The sequence below is a fragment of the Flavonifractor sp. An9 genome (genome assembly GCF_002161245.1).
Classification (GTDB): Bacteria; Bacillota; Clostridia; order Oscillospirales; family Oscillospiraceae; genus Flavonifractor; species Flavonifractor avicola.
The window spans coordinates 144,862-163,411 of the sequence record NZ_NFHC01000003.1; the positions used below are offsets into that span (position 1 = coordinate 144,862).

Genomic DNA, 18,550 nt, shown 5'->3' on the forward strand with positions numbered 1-18,550 from the left:
GGGTCATTCCTCCCCGTTCAGGATGCGGTAGATCCGCTCCATATCCAGACTGGCCCGCAGGCCGTCCGCCAGCTTGTCATACTGCCGCTGGGCGTACTCCTGCCAGTCCACGCTGGCGGCCTGGCCCTCCAGGCCCTTGGCCTTCAGCAGGCAGTTCACCAGAGCGGAGGCCGCTCCAGCCTTGTCAAAAATACCGTGGACGTAGCAGCCCCACACGTTGCCCTTGCTGAGGCCGTCGGTGTGTTCCTCCCCGGTCTGGGTGGCAAACTGCACCAGCGGGGCGGCGGCACTCTCCGTCTTGCCCATATGAATCTCATAGCCCTCAAAGGCCACACCGGCCAGAGGAGCAAAGATGCCCTGGGCCTGGGCAAAGGTACCGGTCACCCGGGTGCGGGTCTTCTCCCCCTGGAACACAGTCTCAGAGGGCAGCAGGCCCAGCCCCGCCAGGGTGCCGCCGCCCTCCACCCCGTCGGGGTCGGAGACGGTGTTGCCCAGCATCTGATAGCCGCCGCAAATGCCAATGACCGCGCCGCCCCTGGCGGTATGCTTCAGAATGGCGCCCTCCAGGCCGCTCTGCCGCAGCCACCGCAGGTCGTCCATGGTGTTCTTGGTGCCGGGCAAAATGATGAGGTCGGGATGGCCCAGCTCCCCCACGCTCCCCACATAGCGGAGGGAAACCTCCTCCATCCGCTCCAGGGGGTTGAAGTCGGTGAAGTTGGAAAGCCGGGGCAGGCGGATCACCGCCACGTCCACCAGGCCCACTTTACCGGATTTGGACAGACGGGCGGACAGGGAGTCCTCATCGTCCACATCCACCTCCAGCATGGGCACCACGCCCAGCACCGGCTTGCCCGCCAGCTCCTCCAGCTGGGTGAGGCCGGGGCGGAGAATCTCCACATCCCCCCGAAACTTGTTGATAATCAAGCCCTTGATCATCTCCTGCTCGTCCGGGTCCAGCAGCTTTACCGTGCCGTAGAGGGAGGCGAACACGCCCCCCCGGTCGATGTCGCCGCACAGCAACACGGGGGCGTGGGCCATACGGGCCATGCCCATGTTGACCAGATCATCCTCTTTCAGGTTGATCTCCGCCGGGCTGCCCGCCCCCTCGATGACGATGATATCATACTCCGACCCCAGAGTGGAATAGGCCTCCATCACGTCGGGAATCAGGTTTTTCTTATACTTGAAGTAATCTCCCGCCTTCATAGTACCCTGGGGAATGCCGTTGACGATAACCTGAGAGCCCGCATCGCTGGTGGGCTTCAGGAGAATGGGGTTCATCCGCACGTCGGGGGCCACTCCCGCCGCCTCGGCCTGCATGACCTGGGCACGGCCCATCTCCAACCCGTCGGGGGTGATGGCGGAGTTGAGGGCCATGTTCTGGGACTTGAAGGGGGCCACCTTGTAGCCGTCCTGCTTGAAGATGCGGCACAGCCCTGCCGCCAGCAGAGACTTGCCGGCGTTGGAGGCGGTACCCTGGATCATAATTGCCTTTGCCATCACTGCACCTCGCTGAGGGCGGCCAGCAGCCGCCGGTTTTCTTCTTCGCCCCGGACGCACACCCGGTACCAGTCGGGGCCCAGGCCGTAGTAGTTGGCGCAGGAGCGGATGAGCACACCACGCTCCAGCAGTTTTTCTTTCAGATCGGCTACGCCGGGCAGCCGGAACAGGAGATAGTTGGCCTGCCCCGGTATCACGGTACACCCCGCCGCCGTCAGACCGGCGGCCAGACCGGGCCGGGCTTCCTCCACAAAGCGCCTGCCCTCCGCCGGCCAGTGGGGACAGCAGGTCAGGGCCGCCACGCCTGCCGCCTGAGCGGGGGTGGACACGCTCCAGGGCTGGGCGAATTTGCCCAGCTGCTCCCGCAGTCCCTCGTTGGCCGTCAGGCAGTAGCCCAGCCGCAGACCCGCCATGGCGTAGCTTTTGGTGAAGGCCCGCAGCAGCACCAGATTGGGGTGGTGGGCCAGCCAGGGGGCCAGCCCCGGCCCGCCGGTGGCCAGAGGCAGGAAGCACTCGTCCACCACCAGCACCGCGCCCACAGCACCACACCTTGTCACTACTGCTTTCAGCAGATCTTGATCGATCAGCCGCCCGGTGGGGTTGTTGGGGGTACACAGGAACACCAGGTCGGTGTCCGATTCGATGGCGTCCACGAAGCCAGCGTCCAGGTCGAAGTTTTTGTCCTGATCCAGAGTGTACCGGACCACCTGGCAGCCCACGCAGGTCACGGCCTCCTCATACTCGGAGAAGGCGGGGGCAGTGACCAGGGCCTTTTTTGGTTTCAGCGCAAACACCAATCGGAAGATCAGGTCGGCGGCACCGTTGCCGCACACCACCTGCTTCTCCCCCACTCCGTCATGGGCGGCAATGGCCCGCCGCAGGTCCCGGCACAGAGGGTCCGGGTAGCAGGCCGACTGGTCCGCCGCCTGCCGGACCGCCTCCGCCACCGGGGCGGGCATCCCCAGGGGGTTCAGGTTGGCGGAAAAGTCCAGGACCTCCCCGCCGTAGGCGGCCTGGGCGGTGAGGATATCCCCGCCGTGGGTGTAGACTGGCATAACAACGCTCCTTTTCGTGGACCATGTGGGCATTTGTCCTCAGGGGAACAATAAAATCAGCAGGGGCACCCCGCAGAAAAGCAGCAGGGCAAAGAAGGCGGTGGCGTACAGGATCCGGCCCGCCCGCAGAATATCCAGAGGCTCGGGAGGCCGCTGATCGTCCCCGATGTAGGGCTTCTCCACCAGCTTGCCGAAGTACCAGCTGGGCCCCACCAGCCGAAGCTGGAGGGCGCCGGCACAGACCGCCTCGGTGTGGGCGGCGTTGGGGGACTTGTGCTTTTTCCGGTCCCGCTTGAAGATGCGCCAGGCATTCTTCCCATCGTACCCCGCCGCCACAGCCCCCAGGCACATGAGCACACCGGAGATGCGGGCGGGAATGAAGTTCAGAATATCGTCCCACCTGGCCGCCGCCCGGCCAAAGTAGAGATATTTGTCATTTTTATAGCCCACCATGGAGTCCATGGTGTTGGCCGCCTTATAGAACATCCCCAGGGGCGCGCCGCCGATGGCCAGGAAGATGAGGGGGGCGATTACCCCGTCGGAGGCGTTTTCCGCCACCGTCTCTACCGCCGCCTTGGTTACCCCGGCCTCGTCCAGCCGGTCGGTGTCCCGGCCCACGATCATGGAGACGGCGTACCGGGCCTTGTCCATGTCTCCGGTTTTCAGAGCATCGTATACCTTTCGGCTCTCAACGGCCAGGGACTTGGTGGCCAGCAGCTGGTAGCTGATCACACTCTCCACCGCCAGGGACAGCCAGGGGCTGACCAGCCAGCACCCCCACAGCAGCAATACCGTCAGGCCGGTGGGGATCGCCAGGGTAAGGAGCACCAGCACCACGCCCCCTACCAGCTCACCACCGTGGGACTTGGGGAAGAGCTTCCGCAGCACCTTTTCCAACCCGGAGATCAGGGCACCGATGGCCCGCACCGGGTGGGGAGCCCAGTGGGGGTCCCCCAGCAATAGGTCCAGGCAGAAGCCAATGAGCAGCGCCGTCAGATGACTGATCCACCAACTCATCCCTTGTACTCCTCCAGCACCGTCAGTTCCAGGGTGTCCGGGTCCAGGGCCATGCGGAAGCCGCCGCAGTTGGGGCACATCCAGCCGTAATACTCCCGCTCCGGGCGGCCATACTTGGAAAGCAGGCCCATCAGCGCCCCGCCGTGGGACACCACGCCCACCCGCTCAAAGCCGCGGGCAGCGGCATCCTTGGCCAGCTTCCCGAGGCCGATGGATACCCGCTCCACCACCTGCTCGGCGGTCTCCCCTACCGGCATAGCAGCAAAGTTCAAACGGTCGCCCTGGCCGATCCAGGCCTGATACAGGGGATCGTCCTTCAGCTCCTCGTGGTTTTTCCCCTCAAAGGGGCCGAAGTCGGTCTCCCGCAGCTCTTCGATCACGGTGGTCTCCACCCCCGGCCACAGCAGCTCTGCCGTCTGGCGGCACCGCATCAGGGGGGAGCGGTAGATGTGCTCCACCTTGGGCAGGGTGGGCCCCACTTTACGGGCCAGCTCCTCCCCCTGGGGGGTGAGCGGTACATCCAAAGTGCCCACAAAGCGCTTCTCCAGGTTGCCCTGGGTGGTTCCGTGCCGAATGAGGATCAGTTCCATGGTTTGTCTCCTTTCAGGGTCATGGGCAGGCCGCAGAAAATGCGCTCCACACGCTCCGCCCGCTTAGCCAGACGGCAGCACAGCCGACCCACATCCTCTCGCCAGGCCCGCTGGGCCGGGTCGATGGGTACCACGCCGCAGCCCACCTCGTCGCAGATGAGGATCAGGTCGGGATTGGCGGTCAGCAGCTCCTCCTCGTCCAGGTGGGGCCACTGCTCCAGGCCGTCAAAGATCGGCTTGGTTTTGGCTTCTTCGGGAGAATGGGCCACCTGGTCGGGAGTATATCCCGTTTTTTGCAGCACATAGTCCAACTTGCCCTGGCCAGCGCCGCCAATGATGAGTATCATACCAACACCTCGATTTTCTGGACCACAGCCACCATCAGCACCATGCCCAGCTCGCAGATCTGGAGGAAGAAGCCAGCCAGATCGCCGGTGACGCCCCCAAACTGCCGCTGGCTCATGACCCGATAATACAGGCAGGCCAGTCCCGCCCCCAGCAGGGCAGCGCCGCCGGTCCACAGGTCCAGCCACAGCATGGCGGCCACGCAGGCCACCACCCAGATCACCATGACGCCACGGGCCTTAGCGGTGTCCATAGGCCCGGTGAAGGTGGCCAGCAGGCCGGTGCCCCGGGCGTTGGGCAGGGTAACGGCAAAGAGGCCGGACAGGCTGCGGGAGAGCACCGGCCCCAACGCCAGCACCAATGCGGCCCGCCCCGCTGCCGCCACCTCACTCCAGCAGGCGAAAAATACCAGCAGGTAGAGCCCGCAGCAGATGATGGCAAAGGCCCCGGTGTGGGAGTCCTTCAAAATCTCCAGCTTGCGCTCCCGGCTCTGGTGGGAGGACAGGGCGTCGCAGGTGTCGCAGAAGCCGTCCAGATGGATGCCTCCGCTAAGGGCGATGGGGATGAGCAGGGCGAAGGCGGCGAAGAAGAGGGGCCCGAAGCCCAGGTACCGGGCCAGAGCCATCCAGCCGTACAGCACCGCACCAATGACCGCTCCCACCATGGGGAAGAAGCACAGGGCCCAGGACAGGGCCTTCTTCTCCCAGTCCACCCTTGGCATGGGGATTTTGGAGTACATGGCAAAGGCAATGATGAGACTTTTCACGCACGTTCTCCTTTCCACGCCACAGGGATGCCGCACACCACTTCGTAGACCTGTCCCGCCAGGGCGGCCACCCGGCAGTTCAGTTCTCCCAGCACCGACAGATAGTCCAGGGTGACGGGATCGTAATCCATGCCGTCGGAGAAGAGCTCGTTGGTGACCACCACCAGCAGCTCCGCCTGCTCCGCTGCCCGGCGGATGCCGGAGAGCACCCGGTCCAGAGTGCCGTCCTTTCCGTCGGGGGAAAAGTACTCGTTGGCGCACAGGTTGGACAGGTCCTCCAGCAGCACGGCGCAGCCGGGGGGCAATACGATGTCCGCCAAACCGGTGGGGCACTCCACCGTCTCAAACCCCTTGCCGGCGCGCATCTGCCGGTGGCGCTCCACCCGACGGACGCTCTCCTGGTCCCACACCTGCATGGTGGCCAGGTAGATCCGCTTTTCCAAACCGGAGGAGGTCACCAGACCCTCGGCAAATTCCGACTTCCCGCTGGCCGAGCCGCCGGAGACTAAGATCAGCATAACGCATTCTCCATTTCGTAGGGGCGACCTTTATGGTCGCCCGCCTCAAGTCAAGGGCTGGTATGCCTCAATATCTGTGGCCTCAAAGGTGGTCATCTCCCGGTACACCGCCAGGCCCATATCCAGCAGGGGCATCACTGCCACCGCGCCGGTGCCCTCTCCCAGCCGCATACCGGCATAGAGGAAGGGCTCCAGACCCAGCTCGCCCAGCACCAGCTTGCTGGCCGGCTCGTCGGAGGCGTGGGAACCCAGCATATAGTCCTTGCAGATGGGACAGATCCTCGCGGCGATGAGGGCGGCCACCGAGGAGATAAAGCCGTCCACCAGCACCGGCACATGGCACATGGCGCCGCCCAGGAACACACCCGCCAGGCCCGCCAGATCCAGGCCTCCCACCTTGTGAAGCACGTCCAGAGGATCACTGGGGTCGGGCCGGTTGACGGCGATGCCCTGCTCAATGGCGTGGATCTTCCGCACCAGGCCCTCGCTGGACAGGCCGGCGCCCCGGCCGGTCATGACCTCCGGCTCTTTATTCAAAAATACAGCGGCCACGGCGGAGGATGTGGTGGTGTTGCCAATGCCCATCTCGCCGGTGCCCAGCAGTTTGACGCCGCCGTCACACAGCTCTCGGGCCACTTCCACACCCACCAGCACGGCCCGCTCGGCCTCCTCCCGGGTCATGGCGGGACCCTGGGACAGGTTGGCGGTGCCCCGGCGGATGTTTCTCTGCAAGATCCTCTCTCCATGGAGGGGGGTGGCCACGCCGATATCCACCGGCACGATCTCCACCCCGGCGGCCCGGCCCATGGCGCACACACTGGTGTCACCGGTGGACATATTCTCCGCCACAATGGCGGTGACCTCCTGCCCGGTCTGAGTGACTCCGTCGGCCACCACGCCGTTGTCGGCACACATGACCACCACCGCCCGGCGGGAGATATCCACGTTGGGGGTGCCGGTGATGGCCGCCATGCGGATCACCGCGCTCTCCAGCGCACCCAGGCTGCCCAGGGGCTTAGCGATGGAGTCCCAGCGGGCCTTGGCCTGGGCCGCCGCGTTCTGGTCGGCGGGGATAATGGAACGGACCACTTCTTCCAGTGTCATAGCAATGCCTCCTGTCGGCGGCGGGCTGCCGCCACGAAATTGCGGGCCATCTCAGGTCTGGCCCAGAAATGAAAGTGGGGAAAACCGGCGTACAGCGTAGGCGCATGAACACCGCAGTCCCACCCGCGATTGCTCAACGGCTTCTGGGCCCGGAAGCTGTCGCCGGGCTGCTGGCTGTCCCAGTAGTGGAACTCGTGGGCGGGCAGCTCTTCTCCCGCCTGACACAGCAGGCCGTGGGTACGGGCGGTGAGGGTCACATAGCCGAACCGGCCCAGCTTGCCGGTATTCCAGGCCCGGCCGGGGATCACCCCCGCCATGGGCCAGTCTTTTCCGCCCACATCCTCCAGTTTTTCATGGAGGTAGAGGAAGCCGCCGCACTCGGCCACGGTGGGCAGACCGCCCGCCACCCCGTTCCGGATGGCGGACAACATGGCGGTATTTTGGCTCAGCTGCTCCGCCAGCAGCTCCGGGTAGCCGCCCCCCAGGTAGAGGCCGCAAGTGCCTTCCGGCAGGGCCTGGTCCTCCAGAGGGGAGAACTCCACCAGCCTGGCTCCCAGCTTCTCCAGCAGCTCCAGGCCGTCGGCATAGTAGAAGCAGAATGCCTTGTCCCGGGCTACCGCGATGACCGGCGTACCCTCTACCGGCTCCGGCAGGTCCAGAGGCCCGGCGTCCAGGTCGGGGGCGGAGGCGGCCAGGGCCAGCAGGCCGTCCAGATCCATGGTTTGCTCCGCCTGGGCGGCCAGCTTGTGGAGCTTCTCCTTCAGGCCCGCCACCTCGTCGGCGGTGACCAGGCCCAGGTGGCGGCTCTCCAACGCGCAGTCAGGCAGGCTGGGCAGGAAGCCGTACACCGTGACGCCGGTCTCGGCCTCTATACATTCCTTTAGCCGGGGGTAGAGCATGGGGGACACCCGGTTCAAGATAACGCCCTGGATGCCGCTGTCCGGCCGGAAGGTTTTCAGGCCGTGGACCACGGCGGACAGGGTGAGAGCGCTCCCCCGGCCGTCCACCACCAGCACCGCCGGGGTGCGGGTGGCTTTGGCCAGATGGTAGGCGCTGGCCTCATGGCTCATGGCGATGCCGTCGTAGTAGCCCATGACTCCCTCAATGAGGGCCAGGCCGGACCCCACGCTGTTGTGCTCCAGCAGGGACCGGGTACGATCCTCCCCTAGGAAGAACAGATCCAGGTTGCGGCTCTTGGCCCCGATGACCTTGCTGTGGAACATGGGGTCGATGTAGTCGGGGCCGCACTTGAAGGCCACGGGATTGATTCTTCGATCCATCAGGGCCTGCAAAAGGGCGCAGGTAACCGTGGTCTTGCCCCCTCCGCTGGCGGGGGCGCACAGCAGCAACCGGGGGGTACTCATGGCCGTCCCTCCCCGGAGAAGATCCACACCGGATTTTGGGCGTCCATGAGGTGATATCGGCCCGCCTGCCGGGTGCGGGTGGCGGCCACCTGCACCATGTCAGCCCCCTCCAGAGGGGCGAAGAGCCGGGCGGCCTCGGCCACCGTCTCCAGAGTGACGGCGGTACATACCACCCGGGCGGCGGGATTTTTCCGGAAGATGATGTTCAGAATCTCCTCCAGCTCACCGGAGGTGCCCCCCAGAAAGACCCGGTCGGGTGCGGGCAGATCCTCCAAGGCCGCCGGGGCGGTACCGGACACCACCACCAGATTGCCGGTGTGGAACCGGGCCTTGTTCTCTTCCAGCAGGGCCACGGCCTCTTCCTTCTTCTCCACGGCATACACCTGCCCGGCAGGGCAGGCCAGGGCACACTCCACCGACACCGAGCCGGTACCGGCGCCCACGTCCCACACCACATGGTGCTCCTCCAGCCGCAGCTTGGAGATGGCCAGGGTACGCACCTCCTCCTTGGTCATGGGCACGTCCCCCCGGAGGAAGGCCCCGTCGGGCAGGCCGGGGGAGTTGAAGGGCCGCACCACCGGGTCGGGGTTCTCCGCCAGCACCACCGACAGATCGGCAAAGGTCTGCTCCGCCAGCTCTGCCGCGGTGCCGGTGACCACCCGCTCGTCGGGGTAGCTCAGCCGCTCCCCCACTGAGACAGTGACCCCACCCAGCCCCCGGCGGGTGAGCTCCTTGCAGATGTCCTCCGCCTTGGTGGCTCCGCCGGTGAGGGCGAAGGTACGGCTGTTGCGCTGGATCTCCCCCACCACGTTGTGGCTGCGGCCATGGGCGCTGACGATCTTTACGTCCTGCCAGCTGGTGTGCAGCTTGGCGCAGAAGTAGCTGAGGGAAGAGATGCCGGGGATGGTAATGACCTGATGGCCCCCCAGCAGGGTCCACAGCTTTTTGGCTCCGCTGTAGAAGCCGGTGTCCCCGGACAGGAGCACCCCGATGGGGCCCTCCTGCTGCTTTTCGATGTATTCGGCGATATCGCTCCCGGCGATGAGGGGAACGCAGGTGTGACTCTCCTGGAAGGGCTCCAGCAGCCGGGGAGCGCCCACCAGGGTGGAGCACTCCTTGACGGCCTCCAGCGCCCACACCGTCATGGTCTCCGGAGCGCCCATACCCATGCCGATGAGATAGACTTTCATGCTTCTCCCTCCCGCAGCAGTTTCTCCTTACATTCTTCCAGGGTCAGGCCGGTCTCAGCCCGGGGCCGCTCCACCACCAGCAGCGCGCACCCCGCCTCACGGGCGGCCTCCGCCTTCTCCCGGAACCCGCCGTAGCCTCCGGTGTCCTTGGTCACCAGGGTCTTGATGTGATATTGCTTCAGCAGGGCCACGTTCAGCTCCTTGGAAAAGGGACCCTGCATACAGATGATGTTTTTGGGCGGAAAGCCCAGCTTCAGGCAGCGGTCCAGGGAGTCCGCCATGGGCAGCACCCGGGTATAGCACCGCTCCACCAGGCCGGGCTTGGCAAAGGCGTCCAGCTCCTTGCTGCCGGTGGTGAGCAGCACGTTGCCCGGCAGCCGCTCCAGCATATACGCCGCCCCGGCCATGTCTCCCGCCTTGTGGCACAGGTCCTCCCCGTCGGACTGGCGCACCAGCCGCAGGAGGGGCAGTCCGGCTCCTTCCGCCGCCGCCTTGATGTTGGCGGTCACCTCCACGGCGTAGGGGTGGGTGGCGTCCACCACATGGGTGAAGGGGCGGGAGGCCATCAGCTTCTCCATCGCCTCCCGGTCCATGCGGCCCACATGGGCCTCCGCCCCAGAGGGAAGGAGGGTCTCGCCGTACTCAGTGGCCACGCACACCAGGGTGGGAATCTTCTGATCCAGCAGCCACTGGGCCAACTCTCTCCCCTCGCCGGTGCCGCCGAAGAGCAGGATGTTCATCTTATTCCCCCCGCTGGAGGTAGCCACGGGGGGTTATCATCTTACCGCCCAGCACCTTGGTCTGGCTATTGCCGATGAACACGGTGGTGAACATATCCACCTGGGTGTCCCGCAGCTGGGCCAGGGTGAGGAGCTTGCCCTCCTCACCCTCCCGGCCGATGTTGCGCACGGTGCCGCACACGGTCTCCGGGTCCTTATCCCGCAGCAGGATGTCGCAGGCTCGCTGCAAATAGTCGGGCCGGTTCCGGCTGGAGGGGTTGTAGAGGCAGATCACGAAGTCCGCCTGGGCGGCAGCACTCAAACGCTTCTCGATCTTCTCCCAGGGGGTGAGCAGATCGGACAGGGAGATCACCGCGAAGTCGTGGGTCAAAGGAGCGCCCAGCACGGCGGCGCCGCCGCAGGCGGCGGTGATGCCGGGCACCACTTCGATCTCGATGGGGTCATACTCCTGGGCCACCTCGTAGATGAGCCCCGCCATGCCATACACGCCGGAGTCGCCGGAGCACACCACCGCCACGTCCTTGCCGGTGAGAGCGGCCTCCACGGCAGCCCGGCAGCGGTCCACCTCCCGGCGCATCCCGGTGGACAGCACCTCTTTTTCAGGGAAATCCGGCTTGACCAGCTCGATATAGGCGGTATAGCCCACGATCAGGTCGCACCCTTCCAAAGCGGCCCGGGCACGGCCGGTGAGGTCGGCACCTCCGCCGGGGCCCAGTCCGATGACAGTTACTTTTTTCATAGGATCTTCCTTCCCGCCACCGCCACGGTGACGCCGTTTTTCGCCTGCTTGGGCACCAGAATGGTACCGCCGGCACACACTGCCGCCCGCTCGCACACGTTGTCCACCCCGGTGATATGGGCCACAAAGGCAGACGGGGTGAAGGCTCCCTCCGCCTGTTCCAGCTCCGCCGCCGAAAAGACGGCCAGGGGCAGGTTGTGGGCGGCACAGAAGGCCAGCAGGCCTGGTTCGTCCTGTTTCAAATCAATGGTGGCCACCTGGGTTACCGACTGGGCTTCATAGCCGGACAGGGCCTCCTCCACCGCCGCCCGGATGGTCTCCATAGGAGTTCCTCTCCGGCAGCCGATGCCCAGGATCAGTCCCTTGGGGGCCAGCCGCAGGGTGCGGAGAAAGGGCCCCTCTCCCCGCCGGTAGGTGACCCACACCCCCAGCTCCGCCAGGCCGCGAGTCAGTCCCGCCGGGCAGGGGTGGCCGAAGTCGCTGACAAAACCCACCGGCTTCCCCTCCAGCAGGGCGGCGGAGATCTCCTTGGCCAGCACCCGGTCGGTAATGACCATGTCCCGCTCCCTGGCCCACACGTCCACAGCAAAGAGGCCGTTGACGTCGGTGGCGGTGGACACCGCCGCCTGACCGCCGGTAAGGGCGGCCACCTTCAGGGCCAGCTCATTGGCCCCTCCCACATGACCGGACAGCAGGGGGATCACAAACCGCCCCGCCTCGTCCACGCTCACCACGGCGGGGTCGGTAAATTTATCCCTCACATGGGGGGCAATGGCCCGGACGGCGATGCCCGCCGCTCCCACAAAGAGGAGGGCGTCCGCCTCGGCCCAGGCTTTTTCCGTCCAGCCCTCCAGGCTGTCATAGGCCTCCGCCCCCACCTCAGGGGCGAACCGGGCAGGCACATGGAGGGTGGCCTCCAGCGCATCAGCCAGGGTACGGCCCAAAGCCGCCCCCCGCCGGGTAAAGGCAATGATGGCCGCCATCACTTGCTGGCCTCCCGGAATTCATGGGTAAAGGTGGGGTCGTACAGCTTGGACCGCTTGTAATCATCCCCCAGAAAATAACCGATAGTAATGAGGGCCGTCTTGGTTACATGGTTCTCCTTGGCGGTTTTCGCCAGGGTGGACACGGTGCAGCGGTACACCTTCTCCTCCGGCCAGGTGGCCTTGTACACGATGGCCGCCGGGGTATCGGGCGCATAGCCCCCCGCCATCAGCTCCTCCTCCACCTGCTCCAGCAGGCCGGTGGACAGGAAGAGCACCATGGTGCAGCCGTGGGAGGCCATCTTCCGCAGCTGCTCCCCCTCGGGCACCGGGGTACGGCCCGCCATGCGGGTAATGATAACCGACTGTGATACATCGGGCAGAGTATACTCCGCGCAGAGGGCAGCAGCCGCTCCCGAGAAGGAGGACACACCGGGGGTCACGTCGTAGGAGATACCCAGTTTGTCCAGCTCGTCCATCTGCTCCCGGTGGGCGCCGTACAGAGAGGGATCGCCGGTGTGGAGCCGGGCAGTGGTGCCCCCCCTGGCCTCGGTGTCCTTCATTACCTCAATGACCTCTTCCAGGGTCATCTTGGCGCTGTCATAGACCTGGCAGCCCTCCTTTTTATAATCCAGCAGGGCGGGGTTCACCAGGGAACCGGCATAGATGATGACATCCGCCTCCCCCAGCAGCTTAGCTCCCCGCACGGTGATGAGATCGGCCCCACCGGGGCCCGCGCCGATGAAATGTACCATAATCGAAACTCCTATCTGTATCGGCGGACGGCCGTAAAAGTCGCCCCTACGATTGATGTTGATGCAGAGCCAGCAAGTTTTCAGCCCCTGTTGTCTTTCCCAGCAGTCCGTACTGGTTGGAGAAGAACACCGCCTCAATGGCCAGGTCGGGCCCGGCCCGGTGGTGCAGCACCTCCTCCAGAGCCTGGGCGATGGAGGCCATCACCGGCTCCAGCAGCCCGTCCTCTTTCAGCAGCTCTACCCCGGCATCGGTGGTAGGGCAGGCAAAGAGGGCTTTCAGCAGCGCCGGGCTCCCGCCCGCCAGGGCAGCGTGGGCGGTGAGGGTCTCCCGCCGGCCATCGGCCACCTTGGAGTGGGTGTTCATGTTCCCCGCCGCCACTTTAATCAGCTTGCCCAGGTGGCCCACCAGCAGGAAGGATCGGAAGCCCAGCCCGGCAGCGTGGTCGATGGCGTGACCCAGATAGTTGCTGCAAGTGCAGCGATGGGTCAGGTCCAGGTCCAGAGTCCCCTCCGCGAAGGAATCCCCGTAGTTGCCGGGGGTGACCAGCAGATCGGTCACGCCTGCGGCTTTGGCTATATCCTGCTCCAGGTAGAGGGAGTCAATGAGGGCGGCCTCGCTCATGGGGCGGACGATGCCGCTGGTACCCAGGATGGAGATGCCCCCTTCAATACCCAGCCGGGGGTTGAAGGTGTGGGCGGCCAGCGTCTCTCCCTCCGGCACCGAAATGGTAATGGACAGTCCGCCGGTATAGCCCGCCCTGGCCATCTCCTCCTCCGCCTGGTGCCGGATCATCATCCGGGGGGTGGAGTTGATGGCAGCTGCGCCTACCGGCTGGTCCAGTCCGGGCCGGGTCACCCGGCCCACGCCGGTACCGCCGTCGATGGTGATGCCGGGGGTGTCGGTCTTTTCCGCCCGTGCGAAGATCAGGGTTCCGTTTGTCACATCCGGGTCGTCCCCGCCGTCCTTCCGGACGGCGCAGCTGGCCCAGCCGGTTCCGGCGGACTGTTCCAGCAGTTCAACCTCCACCGCGATCCCCGCAGGGGTATCCACCCGCACTGCGGGCAAAGCCTCCCCGGTAAGCAGCAACCGGACTGCCCCGGCTGTAGCGGCGGCGGCACAAGTGCCGGTGGTATAGCCGCAGCGCAGCTGCTTGTTCCCCACCGGGATATATAGTTCCAGCACCAGACCGCCTCCTTCGACACAAAAAGGCCCTCCCCAGCTTTGGGGAGGGCCTTTTTCAATGAAAAAATGCCGCACCTCTCCACCTCAGAGCTACGCAATACGGTATCCCTGCAGCGGGTCTCCTGGCTTGCGTTTCCTCCTCCGGCGCACCTTCTCAGCCCCACGGGCCAATGGTATTCGCGCCTTCGTCCACGCTTACAGTAGAGGTAAGACTGCGCCGGATTTGCACCGGCTTCCCCTTTCGCGGCACTGCCACAACTGCGGATACGATTCAATTCTCCGCTCATTATATCAGGACGCAGAGGAAAAGTAAAGGTAATTTCTTGTCATATGAGCGCACAGGGCGGTTCCCATACCATGACAAAATTGGTCAATTTGACCCCATGGCGTTCCACCTGCTGCTCCCGCTCCACCCGCCAGCCCCGGTGTTCAAAGAAGGGCCGGGCGGTAAGAGAAGCATGGGTCAGCCGGGCGCCGGGCAGGCCGTCGCACAGGGCGGTGGCAATCCCCCGGCCCTGGAGATCCTTATGGACATAGAGCCGGTCCAGGTAGCCGTCGTCGGCCAGATCGGCAAAGCCAGCCACCATCCCGTCCCACTCCGCCACCAAAGTAGTGTGGGCCTGAAAGGAGGCATCCCAGGCCGCCAGATCCACCTGTCCGTCGGCCCAGGCATCCAGCTGCTCCGGGGTGTAGTCCTGTCCGCACACTCCATGAACCGTCTGATAAAAGAGCTCCGCCAGAATGGGGCAGTCCGACGGACGGTAGGGCCGTACCGTCAGACTCATGTGCGGCGCCTCATATGTCTGGCCTTGTCCCACAGCAGGGCGCCGTACTGACATACCTTCAGCAGCACGTTCATCACCGGGTAGGACAGGCACAGGAACACCACCAGCACCAGGAAGGACTGAATCGTCAGCTGGCTCAGGCCAAAGCTGGCCCCGAACCAGATGATGGCCACCGCGGAGGAGGCGCTCATGGCGATCATCAGCACCCGCCGCTTCCAGTCGAAGGGCTTACATACCTGATAGAGCACCAGCAGGCCGATGACCACCAGCAGAATGGTGGACATGGTGGACAGCTCGTCGGTGGTGAAGCCGAACACCAGATAGAAGGCCTCCAGCCCCAGCACGATGATCAGGTCGGTAAGGCCGCCGGGCAGGGCTGCCCGGAACACGTTGGTAAGAAATTTTCCCTTTACCAGGGCGTGGTTGGGCTCCAGAGCCAGGAAGAGGGAGGGCACGCCGATGGTGACGGCGCTGAGGAAGGAGATCTGCAGCGGGGTCACCGGGTAGGGGAAGGTGGCGAACAGGGAGATGATGGACAGGAAGAAGGAGAAGATGTTTTTCACCAGATAGAGGGCGGCAGCCCGCTGGATGTTGTTGATGACCCGCCGGCCCTCGGCCACCACCTTGGGCATGGCGGCAAAGTCGGAGTTGAGGAGCACCAGCTGGGCGGCGTGGCAGGCGGCCTCCGCGCCGGAGGCCATGGCAATGCCGCAGTCGGCGTCCTTCAGGGCCAGCACGTCGTTGACGCCGTCGCCGGTCATGGCCACGGTGTGGCCCGCCCGCTGAAGGGCCTGGACCAGCTTGCGCTTCTGGTCGGGGGTGACCCGGCCGAACACGGTAAATTCCCGCACCGCCCGGTCCATGTCGGCATCGGAGTGGAGGGTGGCGGCGTCCACATAGCGGTCCGCCCCCTGGATGCCCGCCTGACGGGCCACCTCGGCCACCGTCACCGGGTTATCGCCGGAAATGACCTTAACGGCCACCTTCTGCTCGGCAAAGAACTGGAAGGTCTTGGGCGCCGATTCCCGCACCCGGTTGGACAGCAGCACCAGGGCCATGGGGCACACCCGCCGGGGGTCCAGCCCCTTCTGGTCGGGCATCCCCTGGTATTCTGCGGCCAACAGCACCCGGTAGCCCTTGGCGGACCAGGGGTCCACCTGCTCCTTCAGATCCCCGTACCGGGGCCCCAGGATGAACTCGGGAGCGCCCACCAGATAGGCGCCGTGGCCGGGAAAGACGGCGGCGCTCCACTTGGTGGCGGAGGTGAAGGGGATGGTCTTTTCCGCGTGCCAGGCCGACCGGCCGTGGAACTTCTTTTGCATGGCCCGGGCAGTATCGTTGTCCGCCTCGGAAACCTGATAAAAGGCGTTGAGGATCTCGGTGACCTCGGTCTCGGCGTACTTCTCCGGGTCCAGGTACACCACCTCCCCCACCTCCATCCGGGGTTCGGTGATGGTGCCTGTCTTGTCCACACACAGCACATCCACCCGTGCCAGGGTCTCGATGCAGTTCATATCCTGGGCCAGCACCTTGCCCTGGGCCAGCCGGATCATGCTCACTGCCAGGGCCACGCTGGTCAGCAGGTAGAGGCCCTCGGGGATCATGCCGATGAGGGCGGCCACCGTGGACACCACCGTCTCCTGGAAGGTGCGGCCCACGATGAAAAATTCCTTGGCAAAGAGGGCAATGCCGATGGGGATGAGCAGGATACCGATGACCCGGATCAGCTTGTCCAGAGAGGACATCATCTCGCTCTTGCCCACCGTGACGTCCTTTTTGGCCTCCAGGGTAAGGCGGGCGGCGTAGGAGTCGGCCCCCACCCGGTCCAGCCGGGCCCGGCAGCGTCCCGCCACCACAAAGGAACCGGAGAGCAGGGCGTCTCCCGGCCGCTTGATGATGGCATCGGCCTCGCCGGTAATGAGGGCCTCGTTGACCTGGATCTGACCGGCCAGCACCGTGGCGTCGGCGGGTATCTGGTCTCCGGAGGCCAGCTCAGCCACGTCGTCCCGCACCAGATGGGAGGCGGGCACCGAGCCCAGCTGCCCCTCCCGCACCACATTGGCCCGGGGCGCCGCCAGCAGGTTCAGCTTGTCAATGGTCTGCTTGGAGCGCAGCTGCTGCAAAATGCCAATGCCGGTATTGGCCATGGCGATGAGCAGGAACAGCAGGTCCTGTACCGACCCTACAAAGATCAGCAGAGCGGCCAGCACCACAAAGATGAAATTGAAGAAGGTAAAAACGTTGGCCCGCACGATCTGGCCCACGGTCATGGTGGGGGATTCCACCGGATCGTTGGCCCAGCCGTTCTGCTGGCGCTCCCGCACCTGGACCATGGTCAGGCCCAGATTGGGGTCGGCGCTCACCCGGGGCACATCCCGGCGAGGACGGGGGACGGGCTGGGGAGATGGATGCTGTTTCTGCTTGCCTTTCATGTAGTCGCCCTCAATACTGTAAATTCCGTCCTCAGGACGGACAATTTCCAAAATCTTGTCACATTATAGCCGATTTTTTCAGCGCATACAAGGCCGCCGGATAAATCTTAACCAATTCTCCACAATTTCTTAAGTCAGGGGCATGGAGCCCCTCCTTCTCCGCTATACTGGAATCAAAGGAGGGGTATCCATGGAGCCCATTTCAGACAAGATGCACGTCCTGCTCCGGCTGGCACTGTGCGGCGGCGGCGCGGCTCTGCTGTACGCGGGCGCCCTCAAGTTGCCTGCTCTGGAGGAGCGCCGTCCCTGGCTGGAGGAGCACCGGCTCCAGGTCATAGCCCTGGGAGCGGCGGGGCTGTTCGGCCTGTCCCTGCTGGCCTTTCCCCGTCCGGCGGTGGAAGAGGAGCAGGAGGCGCCCGACTGCTGCGACGGCTATGAGCCGGTGGAGTAAGCCGCCCCAAAAGCACAGGGCCCGCCGTCCGGCGGGCCCTGTTTGGGTTTATCGGAAAAGGGGCAGCAGGGCCGCGCCGATGATACCGGCGTCGTTGCCCAGAGCCGCCCGCACCAGCCGGGTACGGTGGACGCTGTTGCGGGCGTAGTCCTCCCGATTCAGGATGTAGCGCACGGGAGCCATCAGCGTCTCCCCCTGAGCGGAGGGTCCACCGCCGATGCAGAACACCTCCGGCTGGAAGATGTTCACCAGGCTGGCCACGCCGCAGCCCAGATAATCAACATACTCGTCAATGACCAGCCCGGCGGCGGCGTCCCCCAGGGCGGCGGCGTCAAAGGGCGTGCGGCCATTAACCGCCTCCAGGGCCCCGGCCACCTCCCACAGCTTGGAGCCGGGACAAGCCTCCATTACCTCACGGGTCCGTTTGATGAGGGCGGTGGCGGAGCAATAGGCCTCAAAGCAGCCCTTCCGGCCGCAGGTACACAGCCGGCCGTCGTGCTCAATGACAAAGTGGCCCACTTCCATGCCGGCGTAGTTGAAGCCGGTATACAGCTTGCCGTTGAGGACAGCGCCGCCGCCCACACCGGTACCCAGGGTAATGGCGATCATGGACTGGCTGCCCTTGCCGGCGCCGGCGGCAAATTCGCCCAGAGCGGCGGCATTGGCGTCGTTCTCCAGGTAGATCTTTTTATTCAGCCGCTCCTCCATCAGGGCGGTGAGGGGCACATTGGAAAAGTCCAGGTTGGACCAGAACCGGATCACGCCGGTATCAGGCTCAATGGTACCGGGGGAACCAATGCCCACCGACTCAATATCATCCATGGACAGGCCCACCTGCTCCACCGCCGCCCGGGAGGCTGCCGCCATCTGATCGGCTACCTGTTCCGCCGGCACACCCCGGGGGGTTGGCAGACTGACCTTGCCCAAAAGTTCACCGTTTTCAGTCACCACAGCGGCAGCCACGTTGGTGCCGCCCAGATCGATCCCCAAATAGTACATCATCCCGCCTCCTTTGTTCTTCTCCCTGATTATA

At 64.9% G+C, this 18,550-nt stretch carries 19 protein-coding genes and 1 riboswitch; of the genes, 1 reads left to right on the top strand and 18 read right to left on the bottom strand.

Annotation, left to right across the window (positions count from 1 at the left end; all coding sequences use genetic code 11):
* Nucleotides 1-3: 3 nt before the first annotated feature.
* The 17 genes from B5G40_RS03670 to B5G40_RS03750 all read right to left on the bottom strand — a co-directional run bounded on the left by B5G40_RS03670 (nucleotide 4) and on the right by B5G40_RS03750 (nucleotide 17,117).
* Nucleotides 4-1,500, bottom strand: coding sequence for a cobyric acid synthase (locus B5G40_RS03670; protein ID WP_087398808.1), 1,497 nt, complete (start codon nucleotides 1,498-1,500; stop codon nucleotides 4-6).
* Nucleotides 1,500-2,555: a threonine-phosphate decarboxylase CobD gene (gene cobD, locus B5G40_RS03675; RefSeq protein ID WP_087398809.1), complete on the bottom strand. Its 1,056-nt coding sequence runs from the start codon at nucleotides 2,553-2,555 to the stop codon at nucleotides 1,500-1,502. Before cobD ends, B5G40_RS03670 begins: the two co-directional genes overlap by 1 nt.
* A 39-nt stretch (nucleotides 2,556-2,594) precedes the next feature.
* Nucleotides 2,595-3,572 (bottom strand): adenosylcobinamide-phosphate synthase CbiB, encoded by a 978-nt coding sequence (cbiB, locus tag B5G40_RS03680; RefSeq protein WP_087398810.1) that lies wholly within the window; start codon nucleotides 3,570-3,572, stop codon nucleotides 2,595-2,597.
* The gene (locus B5G40_RS03685) at nucleotides 3,569-4,162 is read right to left on the bottom strand and encodes a histidine phosphatase family protein (RefSeq protein ID WP_087329389.1); all 594 of its coding nucleotides are present in this window, start codon (nucleotides 4,160-4,162) and stop codon (nucleotides 3,569-3,571) included. Before B5G40_RS03685 ends, cbiB begins: the two co-directional genes overlap by 4 nt.
* Entirely contained in the window at nucleotides 4,153-4,509 is a 357-nt protein-coding gene (locus B5G40_RS03690) for a bifunctional adenosylcobinamide kinase/adenosylcobinamide-phosphate guanylyltransferase (RefSeq protein ID WP_087398811.1), read from the bottom strand. The genes B5G40_RS03685 and B5G40_RS03690 overlap by 10 nt, the downstream gene beginning before the upstream one ends.
* Nucleotides 4,506-5,273, bottom strand: coding sequence for an adenosylcobinamide-GDP ribazoletransferase (locus tag B5G40_RS03695; RefSeq protein ID WP_087398812.1), 768 nt, complete (start codon nucleotides 5,271-5,273; stop codon nucleotides 4,506-4,508). The genes B5G40_RS03690 and B5G40_RS03695 overlap by 4 nt, the downstream gene beginning before the upstream one ends.
* Nucleotides 5,270-5,791 carry a bifunctional adenosylcobinamide kinase/adenosylcobinamide-phosphate guanylyltransferase gene (locus tag B5G40_RS03700; protein WP_087398813.1) on the bottom strand — a complete coding sequence of 174 codons (522 nt, stop codon included), beginning with the start codon at nucleotides 5,789-5,791 and terminating at the stop codon, nucleotides 5,270-5,272. The genes B5G40_RS03695 and B5G40_RS03700 overlap by 4 nt, the downstream gene beginning before the upstream one ends.
* 45 nt (nucleotides 5,792-5,836) lie before the next feature.
* Nucleotides 5,837-6,895, bottom strand: coding sequence for a nicotinate-nucleotide--dimethylbenzimidazole phosphoribosyltransferase (gene cobT, locus B5G40_RS03705; RefSeq protein WP_087398814.1), 1,059 nt, complete (start codon nucleotides 6,893-6,895; stop codon nucleotides 5,837-5,839).
* Complete coding sequence (locus tag B5G40_RS03710) at nucleotides 6,892-8,259, bottom strand: cobyrinate a,c-diamide synthase (protein WP_087398815.1); 1,368 nt, start codon at nucleotides 8,257-8,259, stop codon at nucleotides 6,892-6,894. Before B5G40_RS03710 ends, cobT begins: the two co-directional genes overlap by 4 nt.
* Nucleotides 8,256-9,449, bottom strand: coding sequence for a precorrin-6y C5,15-methyltransferase (decarboxylating) subunit CbiE (gene cbiE / locus B5G40_RS03715; protein ID WP_087398816.1), 1,194 nt, complete (start codon nucleotides 9,447-9,449; stop codon nucleotides 8,256-8,258). The genes B5G40_RS03710 and cbiE overlap by 4 nt, the downstream gene beginning before the upstream one ends.
* On the bottom strand, nucleotides 9,446-10,189 hold the full coding sequence (cobK, locus tag B5G40_RS03720; protein ID WP_087398817.1) for a precorrin-6A reductase: 744 nt from the start codon (nucleotides 10,187-10,189) through the stop codon (nucleotides 9,446-9,448). Before cobK ends, cbiE begins: the two co-directional genes overlap by 4 nt.
* 1 nt (nucleotide 10,190) lies before the next feature.
* Nucleotides 10,191-10,928: a precorrin-3B C(17)-methyltransferase gene (gene cobJ, locus B5G40_RS03725; protein ID WP_087398818.1), complete on the bottom strand. Its 738-nt coding sequence runs from the start codon at nucleotides 10,926-10,928 to the stop codon at nucleotides 10,191-10,193.
* The gene (locus tag B5G40_RS03730) at nucleotides 10,925-11,911 is read right to left on the bottom strand and encodes a cobalt-precorrin 5A hydrolase (RefSeq protein ID WP_242959180.1); all 987 of its coding nucleotides are present in this window, start codon (nucleotides 11,909-11,911) and stop codon (nucleotides 10,925-10,927) included. The genes cobJ and B5G40_RS03730 overlap by 4 nt, the downstream gene beginning before the upstream one ends.
* Nucleotides 11,911-12,666 carry a precorrin-4 C(11)-methyltransferase gene (gene cobM / locus B5G40_RS03735; RefSeq protein WP_087270596.1) on the bottom strand — a complete coding sequence of 252 codons (756 nt, stop codon included), beginning with the start codon at nucleotides 12,664-12,666 and terminating at the stop codon, nucleotides 11,911-11,913. Before cobM ends, B5G40_RS03730 begins: the two co-directional genes overlap by 1 nt.
* 46 nt (nucleotides 12,667-12,712) lie before the next feature.
* Nucleotides 12,713-13,849 (bottom strand): cobalt-precorrin-5B (C(1))-methyltransferase CbiD, encoded by a 1,137-nt coding sequence (gene cbiD / locus B5G40_RS03740; RefSeq protein ID WP_343286700.1) that lies wholly within the window; start codon nucleotides 13,847-13,849, stop codon nucleotides 12,713-12,715.
* A gap of 94 nt (nucleotides 13,850-13,943) precedes the next feature.
* Nucleotides 13,944-14,127, bottom strand: a riboswitch (cobalamin riboswitch).
* A gap of 48 nt (nucleotides 14,128-14,175) precedes the next feature.
* The gene (locus B5G40_RS03745) at nucleotides 14,176-14,628 is read right to left on the bottom strand and encodes a GNAT family N-acetyltransferase (RefSeq protein ID WP_087398847.1); all 453 of its coding nucleotides are present in this window, start codon (nucleotides 14,626-14,628) and stop codon (nucleotides 14,176-14,178) included.
* A gap of 2 nt (nucleotides 14,629-14,630) precedes the next feature.
* The gene (locus B5G40_RS03750; RefSeq protein ID WP_242959182.1) at nucleotides 14,631-17,117 is read right to left on the bottom strand and encodes a cation-translocating P-type ATPase; all 2,487 of its coding nucleotides are present in this window, start codon (nucleotides 17,115-17,117) and stop codon (nucleotides 14,631-14,633) included.
* A gap of 139 nt (nucleotides 17,118-17,256) precedes the next feature.
* Here B5G40_RS03750 and B5G40_RS03755 point away from each other — a divergent pair, with 139 nt between their 5' ends.
* A complete protein-coding gene (locus B5G40_RS03755) occupies nucleotides 17,257-17,517 on the top strand; it encodes a hypothetical protein (protein WP_087398820.1) in 261 nt (86 codons plus the stop codon).
* Between the two features lie 48 nt (nucleotides 17,518-17,565).
* Here B5G40_RS03755 and B5G40_RS03760 read toward each other — a convergent pair whose 3' ends face one another.
* A complete protein-coding gene (locus tag B5G40_RS03760) occupies nucleotides 17,566-18,516 on the bottom strand; it encodes an ROK family protein (RefSeq protein ID WP_087398821.1) in 951 nt (316 codons plus the stop codon).
* Nucleotides 18,517-18,550 lie beyond the last annotated feature (34 nt).